The organism is Epilithonimonas sp., assembly GCF_032055105.1.
Lineage (GTDB): Bacteria > Bacteroidota > Bacteroidia > Flavobacteriales > Weeksellaceae > Epilithonimonas.
On sequence record NZ_DAMBRK010000007.1, the window covers coordinates 137,708 to 150,840 of the forward strand.

Sequence of the window (13,133 nt, forward strand, 5' to 3'; positions counted from 1 at the left end):
TTTCTTTAATAAATACTTAACGTGCATTTTTGTCTCCAATTATGACCAAAAAAGCAGTTTTGAAAATGATAACAATATCCATACTAAAACTCCAATTTCTAACATAAAATGAGTCTGCAAGGATTCTTTTTTTCATCCCAGCTTTCATATCTCCTTCATCCCCACGGAAACCACTTACCTGAGCCAGCCCTGTAATTCCTGGTTTTACCATACTTCTAAGACTATATCTACTAATTTTCGGTTTATAAAAATCATCCACCAAAAGCATATGAGGCCTTGGCCCAACAACTGTCATATCTCCTCTAAGCACATTTATAAATTGTGGCATCTCATCCAAACTGGTTTTTCTTAGAAATTTTCCTACTTTGGTAATTCTATTATCATTAACAGAAGTTGTGCTTTGAGCTGTATTATTCTCAGATCTCATTGTTCTGAATTTCAAACAATCAAAAACCTCATCGTGATAGCCATATCTTTTTTGAATAAAAAATACAGGTCCTTTTGATCCATCCAATTTTATTAATAAAATAATGATTGGAAAAAGCCAAGAACAAATTCCTATTAAAACAACCAAAGAAAAAAACAAATCAAATAATCTCTTGAGTGCAGCATTTGTGAAAAAATCTAATGGATATTTTGCCTGAGACAATACCGGAACAGTTTCTATGTAATTGAACTCATACTCAAAAAACTCGTTCTGAATAATATTAGGAACTAAAGAAATTTTAACTTTATTAAGTTCTGCTTGGCGGAAAAGATCATTCTCAAATTGTTTTTCCAGGCGGTGTTCAGATGGCAAAAAGATGGTGTGAATCCCATTATCTCTCCAGAACTCTATAATATGATTCAAATTGTAATTCCCTTGCGGATAATCGTATATTCTGTATCCATAATCTTTACGCTGATTGATGATCTCCCTAAGCATATTGGAAGAAATACCTTCTTCTATAAACATCACATTTCTATGGTTAATCCCCTTACTTCTGATGTATTTCAAAAGAAAATAGATGAAACTTTTAATAGGGATTACTACTAATAGCAAAATGCCGGCAAGATAAAAACGTTCCGTTTTGAGGAAGTCATTCATACTGACTTTTCCAAGCATTACAACGCCAAGAAAAAAGAAAAATACATGGATCAGAATTCTTTCCAGATATATCGTATAAGTAACATTCCTTGGTATGTGATAAAGCCTTGTTCTTCCACTCAGCAATAACCAAAAAAAACATAACAATAGAATTGATAAAACATTCTGTTCAACAGATTCTGAGTCATATTTGACTTCGAAGTTTCTCCAATAATAAATCACAAATACAGATGATACCAGAATCATATCTAGTAAAATCACAAATGTCTTGAAATATCGAGAATATCGAAGTCTTTGCATAAACCAAATTTAAGGGATATTCAGATATTTATGCGTTTGGATAGAAGATCTCCATCTTGGATTTTCTAAAATGAAATCTGTAATTTTAGGATAATTCGCATCTCGTTTGCTCCATTCGCTCTGTAGATAAAGTTCGCAAGAATCTGAAACTCTAACAGCTTGTTCCTCAGCGAATTTAAAATCATTTTGATTGAAGATAATCATCTTAAGTTCACTCGCTTCTTTATAAATATCTGCTAACGGAAGTCCTGTTTTCTTAGGCGACAGCGTGATCCAGTCCAGATGTCCGCTCATAGGATAAGCGCCAGAAGTTTCGATATGAATAGTACATCCCAACTCTTTTAACTTTGAAGTCAAGATATCAAGATTCCACATTAATGGCTCTCCACCTGTGAGAACAATTGTCTTGCAATATTTTGCTGCGGTTTCTGCAATTTCTACAGTATCCATCAATGGATGAAGCGTTGGATCCCAACTTTCCTTGACATCACACCAATGACAGCCAACATCACATCCACCTAAGCGAATGAAATACGCCGCTTTTCCAGCATGAAATCCCTCACCTTGAATAGTGTAAAAATGCTCCATCACTGGGAGCATTTTACCTTCTTTTAATAAAATATTTTCTTCTTCTTTAGTCATTATAAACTGACGTTTTATAGGCAATGATGGTATTTTTCATCAGCATTGCTCGCGTCATTGGTCCAACTCCTCCAGGAACTGGCGTGATCCAACTTGCTTTTTCTGCGCAACTGTCAAAATCTACATCGCCTGCAAGATGATATCCTTTCTCAGAATCATCATCAACTCTTGTAATGCCGACATCTACGATAACTGCTCCATCTTTGATCATCTCTCCTTTTAAGAAATTAGGATCACCAAGCGCTGTTATTACAATGTCTGCTTTTTTTGTATATTCTTCTATATGTTCTGTGTAAGAGTGTGTCAAAGTCACTGTAGAATTTCCTGGGAAATCTTTTCTTCCCATTAATATACTCATTGGTTTCCCAACGATTCTACTTCTACCGATGATTACACAATCTTTTCCTTTGGTTTCGATATTATATCGTTCCAATAATGTCAAAATTCCAAATGGTGTTGCTGGTAAAAATGTATCCATTTCCAAAGCCATTTTACCAAAATTCTCTGGATGAAAACCATCCACATCTTTTCTCGGGTCAATTGCCATAATGATTTTCTCCTGATCAATTTGCTTTGGCAAAGGCAACTGAACGATAAATCCGTCTACATCTTTTGACTTATTCAACTCATCGATTTTCTCCAATAACTCTGATTCTGAAACTGTGCTTGGAAATTTGATCAATGAAGAACTGAATCCAACTTCTTCACAATCTTTCACTTTGCTATTGACATAAGCTTTGCTTGCTCCATTGTTACCAACTAAAATTGCGACCAAATGTGGCGCTCTTCTTTTGTTGGCAAGAATCTTCTGAACCTCTTCTTTGATCTCAGCTTTTACCTCTTTGGACACTTTCAGTCCATCTAGAATTTGTGCCATTTTTCTTTCTTTTTACTTTTTAGATTTATTTGAAAAAAGTGAAGTGCTCCTTTCCCAACACTCCACTTTTATATTTTATCGATTTGATTTATAAAAATTAATCAAACCGTTGGTTGAACTGTCGTGCGTTTCAACTTGACCTTCAGCTTCCAATTCTGGAAGGATTTTTCCCGCTAATACTTTTCCTAATTCTACACCAAATTGGTCAAAACTAAAGATATTCCAAATCACACCTTGAACAAAAATCTTGTGTTCGTATAAAGCTATTAATTGTCCTAATGTGAATGGAGTCAATTCCTTAAACAAGAAAGAATTGGTTGGTGTATTTCCAGCGAATATTTTGTAATTCAACAACTTTTCAATTTCTTCTTCTGATTTGCCAGATGATCTTAATTCAGCAAAAACTTCATCTTCTGTTTTTCCAAATGCTAAAGCTTCTGTTTGTGCAAAATAATTCGCTAATAAGATATCCTGATGTTCACCAACTTCATTTAAAGATTTAGCATAAGCGATGAAATCTGCAGGAATTAATTCTGTTCCCTGATGAATTAATTGATAAAAAGCGTGTTGACCATTAGTTCCCGGTTCTCCCCAAATGATTGGCCCTGTTTCGTATTCCACGAATTCGCCATTTCTGTCAACAGATTTCCCGTTACTTTCCATATCACCTTGCTGAAGATAAGCAGAGAAACGATCAAGATATTGAGAATAAGGCAAAATTGCATAAGTTCCAGCAGCATAGAAATTACGATACCAAACACCCAAAACGCCCATCAAAACAGGAACATTTTCTTTAAAATCTTTAGTTTGGAAATGAACATCTGTATCGTTTGCTCCTTTCAATAACTGTTCGAAATTTTCATAACCAACAGACAAGACAATACTTAATCCGATTGCACTCCAAAGCGAGTAACGACCGCCAACCCAATCCCAAAATTCGAAGATATTCTCTTCCGCAATTCCGAATTTTTTAACCGCCTCAATATTGGTTGATAATGCTACGAAATGTTTTGCAACATCTTCATTTTTAGCACCGGATTTCAAGAACCATTTTTTTGCAGAATTGGCATTGGTCATTGTTTCCTGAGTCGTAAAAGTCTTAGAGGCAACAATAAACAAAGTTGTTTCAGGATTAAGATCTTTAACAACTTCTGCCATATGATTTCCGTCCACATTGGAAACGAAATGAACATTCAGTCTTGTTTTAAAATGTTTTAAAGCAGAGCAAACCATCACTGGTCCAAGATCAGAACCTCCGATTCCTACATTCACCACATCCGTGATTTCCTTGCCAGTGAAACCTTTGTGAGAACCAGAAATTACGGATTCCGAAAAAGCTTTCATATGATCCAAAACCTTTTTGATTGCAGGTTTGATATTTTCGCCGTCAACCAAAATCTCCTTATCAGAAAAATCTCTCAAAGCGGTGTGAAGAACTGCTCTTCCCTCAGTTTCGTTGATTTTGTCACCAGAAAACATTTTGCCAATTGCTTCCTTCAATTGTGATTCTTCTGCCAACTGTAACAATAATTCTAAAGTTTTAGCATCAACCAAATTCTTAGAATAATCAAAAAGATAGTTTTCTGTTTCTAACGAAAACTCCTGAAAACGGTTTGGATTGTACTGGAACAAAGTTCTAAGTTCAAAATCATTGTTTGCAAATTGCTGGTCAAGAGCTTTCCAAGCGGAAGTCTGAAGGGGATTTATTTTTGGTAACATATTATAATTTAAATGTTAGATTGATGATTTATCTAAAAGACTTGCAAATTTACGAAAAATCAATAACTTCTTTTTAAATTAGTTTTAACATAATATGTAAAAAAACAAGGTTTAAATTTTAATTTTTCCCGTTCCAAAAATAGATTTTGAATAGTATCTAAAATTTTTTATTCTACATTTTATTTTCTCGTAAAATTTTAGTTTAAAAATTCCTCCAAAATGTCAACCGCACATTTGGGCAAATTAGTCCCGGGACCGAAGATAAAATCGGCACCATTAGCGTATAAAAACTCATAATCCTGTTGGGGAATTACACCACCAACAACAATGGTGATATCGTCTGCACCGAGTTTTTTCAGTTCGTCCACAACTTGCGGAACGAGTGTTTTGTGACCAGCCGCTAAAGAAGAAACACCTAAAATATGGATGTCATTTTCCACCGCCTGTTTTGCGACTTCTTCCGGAGTTTGGAACAACGGTGCAACATCCACATCAAAACCCATATCTGCAAATGCAGTTGCTACGACTTTTGCACCACGGTCGTGACCGTCTTGACCCATTTTAGCCACCATAATTCTCGGTCGTCTTCCTTCCGCATCTTCAAATTTCTGGCTTAGAGAAACAGCTTTTTCAAAGTATTCGTTTTTTCCTGCATTCATAGCGTAAACTCCTGAAATAGTTCTGATATTGGCTTTGTAACGTCCGAAACTTTCTTCCATTGCATCGCTCATTTCTCCAAGTGTTACTCTTCTTCTTGCCGCTTCTATACAAAGTTCAAGAAGATTTCCATTTCCTGTTTTTGCACAACTTCTAATTTCATCCAAAATTTGGCTGACCGCCTCGGTGTTACGTTCAGCTTTTATTCTTTCTAATCTTTCGATTTGTTTTCGGCGGACTTCTGTGTTATCAATGTCGAGAATATCTATGTCGGTTTGTTTTAGATTGGATTTGAAGGAATTAACTCCGATGATGAATTCTTCTCCGCTATCGATTTTTGCTTGTTTTCTTGCTGCGGCTTCCTCGATTCTCATTTTCGGGATTCCTGCTTCAATGGCTTTTGTCATTCCTCCTTCTTTTTCAACCTCATCTATGTATTTCATTGCTTCGTCAATCATTTGCTGTGTTAGTGATTCGACTAAGTGACTTCCGCCCATTGGGTCAACAACGTCGCAGATTCCGCTTTCCTGTTGAAGAATGATTTGGGTGTTTCTGGCGATTTTTGCTGAATAATCTGTTGGTAAGGCAATCGCTTCATCCAAAGCATTCGTGTGTAAGGATTGAGTTCCGCCTAAAGCAGAAGATAACGCTTCAATGGCAGTTCTTGTGATATTATTGAAAGGTTCTTGTTCCGTCAAACTCCAACCAGAAGTCTGAGAATGAGTTCTTAAAGCTAAGGATTTTTGATTTTGAGGATTGAATTGTGTTAGGAGATTTGCCCAAATATAACGAGCTGCGCGCATTTTGGCGATTTCCATAAAATGATTCATTCCGATAGCCCAGAAAAAGGATAATCTCGGAGCGAAATCGTCAACGTTCATTCCGGCTTTGATTCCGGTTCTTACATATTCTAATCCGTCGGCTAAAGTATAAGCCATTTCCAAAACCGGCGTTGCTCCAGCTTCCTGCATATGATAACCCGAAATAGAAATCGAGTTGAATTTCGGGATGTTTTTGGAAGTGTATTCGAAAATATCGGCGATGATTTTCATTGATGGTGTTGGCGGATAGATATAAGTATTCCGAACCATAAATTCTTTCAAAATATCATTCTGAATAGTTCCGGATAGTTTATCCTGAGAAACACCTTGTTCTTCAGCAGCGACAATGTAAAAAGATAAAATCGGTAAAACTGCACCATTCATTGTCATTGAAACCGAAATCTCATCCAATGGAATCTGGTCGAAAAGGATTTTCATATCCTCAACCGAATCAATCGCAACACCTGCTTTTCCGACATCGCCAACGACTCTTGCGTGGTCGGAATCATAACCTCTGTGTGTTGCCAAATCAAAAGCTACCGAAAGTCCTTTTTGTCCAGCTTGAAGGTTTCGTCTGTAAAAAGCATTAGATTCTTCGGCTGTGGAAAACCCTGCGTATTGGCGAATGGTCCAAGGTTTCTGAACATACATTGTAGAATATGGACCTCGAAGAAAAGGCGCAATTCCGGCAGACCCATTTTTGATGCTTTCGTTTTTTACATCTTCTGCACTGTATTTTGATTTTAACTCCAAACCGTCTTTTTCAAAAGTGTAATTTTCTGAATTAGAATTGAATTTAATATTCTTAAAATCAGGGTTTTGGGTTTTTATTTTATGACGCATTATTGCTTTTTGTTGATGAAAGTAAATGTAAGGATTTTTGGTTTATGCTCGGCTTGGATTTTAAACGCAAAGGCACAAAAGGGTTTTATATGATTCTATGTTTTAAGGCGCAAAGATTTGACGAAGTCAAATTTATCATATAAGCTACTGTAATTTTTGAAAGCAAAGCACGCAAAATTTTTTTTCCAATATTGAAAATATTTTTAAGGTTCGCAAAGGCGTAAAAACCCATCAAAAGTTTTATTTTAAGAAAAAACACTTCGACTCCGCTCAGTGTGACAAGTCTAATACTATGGTTTCATTTTCAGCAATGTCAGTCTGAGCGGAGTCGAAGACTTTTAGGTTTAGAGTTTTTAATTTCAAGCGACAATTTGTCATTAATTTTTGGATGGTCTTTTTTTTGAGATTTGTCTTTCAAATTTTAATAAAAAACAAAAAATAATATAATATGGCAACAGGAAGTATTAATGTGTCGGTGGAAAATATTTTTCCGCTCATCAAAAAGTTTCTTTACAGCGACCACGAGATTTTTCTACGTGAGTTAATTTCTAATGCAACGGATGCGACGACGAAGCTGAAACACCTTACGACAATTGGTGAAGCGAAGGTTGAATACGGAAATCCAATCATCGAAGTAAAAATTGATAAAGATGCGAAAACACTGACTATCAAAGATCAAGGAATCGGGATGACTGGTGAAGAAGTTGAGAAATATATCAACCAAGTGGCATTTTCAGGTGCTGAGGAATTCCTTGAAAAATATAAAGATTCAGCGAAAGATGCTGGAATTATCGGACATTTTGGTCTTGGATTTTATTCGGCATTTATGGTGGCAGAGAAAGTTGAAATCTTGACTAAATCTTATAAAGAAGATAGTAAAGCGGTTCGTTGGATTTGCGACGGAAGTCCGGAATATACGCTTGAAGAAGCTGAAAAATCTGACAGAGGAACTGAAATTGTGCTTCATATTGCAGAAGATTCGACTGAGTTTTTGGAGGAATCTAAAATTCGTGAATTGTTGACAAAGTATAACAAATTCAATCAAGTTGCGATTAAATTCGGGACAAAAACCGAGACTTTGCCTTTGCCGGAAGGTTCTGCTGAAGATGCGAAACCGGAAACCATTGAAGTTGACAACATCATCAATAACACGAATCCGGCTTGGACAAAATCGCCGTCTGAACTGAAAGATGAGGATTACAACAATTTCTACAGAGAATTGTATCCGATGCAGTTTGAAGAGCCTTTGTTTCATATCCATTTGAATGTAGATTATCCGTTCAATTTGACAGGCGTTTTGTTCTTTCCGAAATTGGGTAACAACCTGAATATCGAGAAAGATAAAATTCAATTGTATCAAAATCAGGTGTTTGTGACGGATGAGGTGAAAGGAATTGTTCCTGACTTCTTGATGTTGTTGAGAGGTGTGATTGATTCACCGGATATTCCGTTGAATGTTTCCCGTTCTTATCTTCAAGCTGACGGTGCAGTGAAGAAAATCTCTTCTTACATCACGAAAAAAGTTGCGGACAAAATGGTTTCGTTAATCAATGAAAATCGTGAAGATTATAATCAGAAATGGAATGATATCAAAATCGTTATCGAATACGGAATGATTTCGGAAGATAAATTCTATGAAAAATCTGACAAGTTTGCACTTTATCCAACGACGGATAACAACTATTATCTTTGGGATGAATTGATTGAGAAAATCAAACCAACTCAAACAGATAAAGACGGAAAAACAGTAATTCTTTATGCGAATAACGCTGACGAACAACACAGCTATATAGAATCTGCGAAAGAAAAAGGTTATGACGTTTTATTGCTGGATTCTCCAATTGTTCCGCATCTAATCCAGAAATTGGAATCTTCGAAAGAGAATGTTTCTTTTGCGAGAGTTGATGCAGACCATATCAATAACTTAATCAAAAAAGATGAGCCGAAAATTTCTAAACTAAATGATTCGGATAAAGAAACATTGAAGAAAGAAATCGAGGAATCGATTAATGATACGAAGTTTACGGTTCAATTGGAAGATTTGGACTCTACAGATGCTCCGTTTACGTTAACTCAGCCGGAGTTTTTTAGAAGAATGAAAGATATGCAGGCAACTGGCGGTGGCGGAATGTTCGCAATGGGCGGTTTCCCGGAGATGTATAATTTGGTGGTGAATTCTAATTCGAATTTCGCTGAGGAATTACTGAAAAAAGATAATGCTGATGAGAAAAATGTGATGATTAATCAGGCTTTGGATTTGGCAAAATTATCTCAGAATCTTTTGAAAGGAAAAGAATTGACGGATTTTATCAAACGTAGTTTTGAGAGTTTGAAATAAAACTTAGATATTAATGAAAAAGGAAAAGGAACTCAGTTTTGAGTTCCTTTTTTTATTATTTAAAGATTGTCTAGTTCTCTTTTCAACGTAATCGATGCTTTTTTGACCTCTTGTGTCCAATCGTCGGCTGCATTTCCGTCTGCGCCGTCAGAAATATATTTCAGACATAGAAAATCGATTTTTTCATATTCTGCAACTTTCGCAAGCGCAAAAGCTTCCATATCGATGACATTATATTCTGGATTAATATGCTCCATTTCGAATTGGTCGCCAGAACCGCAGATTCCATTTGGGAGACTTTCGACATTTAAACCATACTCCATAACAACAGGTTCACCAGAAAGCGGTGTTTCAAACTTCTGAAAACCCAAAGCTCTGACATCCATATCTCTCTGAATAAAACGACTACAATTCACAACGCTTCCTCTGTCAAAAGTTGTACTTCCGGCAGTTCCAAGATTGATAATTAAATCCGGTTTTACTTTCTGAATAGCTTTTGTAAGATTATAAGTCGCTTTAACTTTTCCTATTCCTACAAAGACTTTGTTATAATTTTCGAATTCTTTTCCTGCTTCAGATTCCAAAGCAAAAACCAATAAAATATTATTGTAACTCTTTCCGTTGATTGTCATAATTTTTTTATAAAAAAAGCTTTTTGCGTACTGTACAAAAAGCCTTATAATTAATTGATATTGTTTTAATTAAGTCAACATTCCTCCATCAACATTCAGAACCTGACCTGTAACGTAAGAAGATAGTTCACTTGCGAAGAAAACACAAGCATTAGCAACGTCTTCAGGTTGTCCTCCTCTTTTCATAGGAATTCCGTCTCTCCAACCTTGAACTGTCTTTTCGTCCAAAGCTGCCGTCATTTCAGTTTCGATGAAACCTGGAGCAATTGCGTTGCAACGGATGTTTCTGGAACCTAATTCCAAAGCGATAGATTTAGTAAAACCAATTGCTCCAGCTTTAGAAGCGGCATAATTTGCTTGTCCTGCATTTCCTTTCACACCTACAACCGAAGTCATATTGATGATAGAACCAGATTTAGCTTTCATCATTGGTTTGATAACCGCTTTTGTCAAGTTGAAAACAGAATCCAAGTTAACTTTGATAATCGTATCCCAATCTTCTTTTGACATTCTCAACATCAAGTTATCTCTTGTAATTCCTGCATTATTTACCAAAATGTCAATCGTTCCGAATTCTGCCAATACATCCTCAACCAATTTTTGAGCGGCGTCATAATCCGAAGCATCTGACTGATATCCTTTGATTTCTGTTATTTTGCTTAATTCTGATTCTAATTCTTTAGCTTTTTCAACAGAACCGGCATAAGTGAATGCGATTTTCGCACCTTCTTTGGCAAAAACCTCTGCAATTCCTCTTCCGATTCCACGCGTTGCTCCAGTGATGATTGCAACTTTACCTTGTAGTAATCCCATATATTTTTATAATGTTTTCTAATTTTATTATGGCAAAAATAATACTTTAAATGAACTTTGCAGATTTTAGTTCTTCTTTATCCATATCCATTCTATCGGAAAACCATTCTAAAACTACTTTTTTAAACTCAATTTTATTAATTGTATTTGAAGTTCTTCTGACTCTAAAATAATTTTCCATAACAATTTTATTAACGAGTTCTTCAACAGTTGATACTTTAAATTCCTTTCCTTTTTTAAAGATGAAACCAAAAAAATAGTAGTTAAAAATCGCTAAAATTAAGGCATAAAAGAAGTGGAAAAAAAACAATAAAATTACTCCTATCCACAAAAAAATTGCCGAATAAAAAATCCAATTTTTTGGCTGGAGAACATTAAGTTCGAATCCTAATTCTGTTTCAATTTCTTTTACTTTCTGAATTCTGCCTTTTCTTGGAATTAATTCTGCCAATTCCAAATCCGGTTTGATATTTTGATTTCCAGTATTCAATTTATTCAGAACATTTCTCAATTTGTAAAAAGCTCGTTGACTAGTACAATCACTAGAACTTTCATAATCAAATTTATTTGAAATGGCTTCTGTTAATTGTTCAACACATTCAATAGAATTCAATTCATCTTGATTAAAATGAATTCCATATTGCTTCTCAAAATCTGACAAAGCAAATTCTAAATCTTCAATTTCGTATTGACCTAGTTTGTAATTTTTCATTATGAATTATTCACAATCAGAACAATTTCACCTTTTAAAGTTTTGCTTTTCGAGAATTCAATTAACTCATTGATTGTCCCACGTTTAGTTTCCTCGAATTTTTTGGAAATTTCCCGACTTAAACTCGCTCTAGTTTCTTCTCCAAAAAATTCTTTGATTTGTTCAAGCGTTGTATTGATTTTATGTGGACTTTCGTAAAGAACGATTGTCTTTTTCTCTTCAGCCAATTGTTTCAATTTTGTTTGTCTTCCCTTTTTTTGAGGAAGAAATCCTGCAAAAAGAAACTCATTATTTGGTAATCCGGAAACTACAAGCGCTGGAATCAACGCTGTTGCGCCAGGAAGGCAAATCATTTCCAAATTTTCATCCGCACAAGCTTTTGCCAAAAGATAACCTGGGTCGGAAATTCCTGGAGTTCCTGCATCGGTAATGATAGCAATATTTTGACCATTTTTGAGGTCATCAATTACTTTTTGTGTAGCTTGATGTTCGTTATGTAAATGATAGGATTTCAAAGGTTTAGATATTTCGTAATGTTTTAGAAGAACACCAGAAGTTCTTGTATCTTCACACAAAATATAATCCACTTCTTTCAGAACTTTCACAGCTCGGAAAGTCATATCTTCCAGATTTCCAACGGGTGTTGGAACAAAATAAAGAATACCACTCATCTACTTTTTAAATATATTTATTTCCAAAACTCCCACCATTTATTCAATTTTTTCTTTGATTTTTTTTCTTGAAATATCTCACTCAAAATAATATTTTCTTCAATCTTTAAATGGTCATTAAGTATTTCATTATATCTTTTTTCATCATTTTGATGTATACAAAACAACCAATCTAATTGATTTTTTGTGTAATGTTTTTTTACAACCAATTCTGTTTCAGGATTCTTGAGCAATATTTTTATTACATCGTGATAATTTGTTTTGAATATAGTTTCTACAGGCATTATTCCTTCAGAGTTACCATAAGTCATATAATGATAAACGTCTATATTATTATCGACCGCATATTTATGAAATAATTCAAAAAGTCTTATTTGGTCTTCTTGAGTATAATTTGCAATCAATTCTCCTCCAAAATACTTGTAGAAATATCCACTTCTTAAAACATAATCAATATCTTTTGATAAAACTTCCCAACCCACCCATTTGAATCTGTAAAATTCTTTATCTGAAAAATCTTTAAGTGAGAATCCTGTTGTTTCTTTTATTTGTGCTTCTATCAATTCTGTATAATCTTCATACAAATTTTCAATAGCTAATTTTTCTCCACCAGAAACTTCTTCATCAATACTATTATTTTCAACACGGAAATATCTTTGTTCAAAATCAGAATTTAAACTCCATTTAAAACTAAAACTCATTGTAGATTCTTGGATAACAAAAGAAAAAACTTCATATTTTTTAGAAGTTCGTCCCCACATTCCTGTTTCCAATTCGGTTAGAATTAAAGTTGCATTTTCTAAGAAACAAACATCATAGAACTTTTCTTTTTTATTTTTTTCAAATGCGATTTCAGGAGAAACTTTTTTTTGAAATTGCCATAGAAATTCAAGATCTTCTCCCAAATCAAAACCATCAATATCAAATCCTTTATTGACACATATTCCAGCAATACTTTGACTCATTTATTTTTTTCAATTTTGTTGTGAGTTATTTTCTAAACAGGAAGTGTATTTGGATA

General features: G+C 34.7%; 11 protein-coding genes. 1 reads left to right on the forward strand and 10 read right to left on the reverse strand.

The genetic code is table 11. The features are described 5' to 3' along the window. Nucleotides 1-16: 16 nt before the first annotated feature. The 5 genes from RTY06_RS08105 to scpA form a co-directional block, all read right to left on the reverse strand. Complete coding sequence (locus tag RTY06_RS08105) at nt 17-1,387, reverse strand: exopolysaccharide biosynthesis polyprenyl glycosylphosphotransferase (RefSeq protein WP_312824116.1); 1,371 nt, start codon at nt 1,385-1,387, stop codon at nt 17-19. Between the two features lie 9 nt (nt 1,388-1,396). Then, complete coding sequence (locus tag RTY06_RS08110; RefSeq protein ID WP_312824117.1) at nt 1,397-2,029, reverse strand: 7-carboxy-7-deazaguanine synthase QueE; 633 nt, start codon at nt 2,027-2,029, stop codon at nt 1,397-1,399. Next, nucleotides 2,022-2,906, reverse strand: coding sequence for a bifunctional 5,10-methylenetetrahydrofolate dehydrogenase/5,10-methenyltetrahydrofolate cyclohydrolase (locus RTY06_RS08115; RefSeq protein ID WP_312824119.1), 885 nt, complete (start codon nt 2,904-2,906; stop codon nt 2,022-2,024). The genes RTY06_RS08110 and RTY06_RS08115 overlap by 8 nt, the downstream gene beginning before the upstream one ends. Nucleotides 2,907-2,981: 75 nt before the next feature. Further along, nucleotides 2,982-4,625 (reverse strand): glucose-6-phosphate isomerase, encoded by a 1,644-nt coding sequence (gene pgi / locus RTY06_RS08120; RefSeq protein WP_312824120.1) that lies wholly within the window; start codon nt 4,623-4,625, stop codon nt 2,982-2,984. A 197-nt stretch (nt 4,626-4,822) separates the two neighbouring features. Beyond that, on the reverse strand, nt 4,823-6,946 hold the full coding sequence (gene scpA / locus RTY06_RS08125; RefSeq protein WP_312824121.1) for a methylmalonyl-CoA mutase: 2,124 nt from the start codon (nt 6,944-6,946) through the stop codon (nt 4,823-4,825). A 448-nt stretch (nt 6,947-7,394) separates the two neighbouring features. Between scpA and htpG the strand changes: the two genes are divergently transcribed. Further along, a complete protein-coding gene (htpG, locus tag RTY06_RS08130) occupies nt 7,395-9,284 on the forward strand; it encodes a molecular chaperone HtpG (protein ID WP_312824122.1) in 1,890 nt (629 codons plus the stop codon). A gap of 59 nt (nt 9,285-9,343) precedes the next feature. On the opposite strand, the gene RTY06_RS08135 is transcribed toward htpG, so the two are convergent. The 5 genes from RTY06_RS08135 to RTY06_RS08155 all read right to left on the reverse strand — a co-directional run bounded on the left by RTY06_RS08135 (nt 9,344) and on the right by RTY06_RS08155 (nt 13,077). Further along, a complete protein-coding gene (locus RTY06_RS08135) occupies nt 9,344-9,916 on the reverse strand; it encodes a nucleosidase (RefSeq protein WP_312824124.1) in 573 nt (190 codons plus the stop codon). A 69-nt stretch (nt 9,917-9,985) separates the two neighbouring features. Beyond that, nucleotides 9,986-10,729 (reverse strand): 3-oxoacyl-[acyl-carrier-protein] reductase, encoded by a 744-nt coding sequence (gene fabG / locus RTY06_RS08140; RefSeq protein WP_312824126.1) that lies wholly within the window; start codon nt 10,727-10,729, stop codon nt 9,986-9,988. A gap of 46 nt (nt 10,730-10,775) precedes the next feature. Then, nucleotides 10,776-11,441 (reverse strand): hypothetical protein, encoded by a 666-nt coding sequence (locus tag RTY06_RS08145; RefSeq protein WP_312824128.1) that lies wholly within the window; start codon nt 11,439-11,441, stop codon nt 10,776-10,778. After that, nucleotides 11,441-12,112 (reverse strand): 16S rRNA (cytidine(1402)-2'-O)-methyltransferase, encoded by a 672-nt coding sequence (gene rsmI, locus RTY06_RS08150; protein ID WP_312824129.1) that lies wholly within the window; start codon nt 12,110-12,112, stop codon nt 11,441-11,443. Before rsmI ends, RTY06_RS08145 begins: the two co-directional genes overlap by 1 nt. 17 nt (nt 12,113-12,129) lie before the next feature. Next, a complete protein-coding gene (locus RTY06_RS08155) occupies nt 12,130-13,077 on the reverse strand; it encodes a hypothetical protein (RefSeq protein WP_312824130.1) in 948 nt (315 codons plus the stop codon). Nucleotides 13,078-13,133 lie beyond the last annotated feature (56 nt).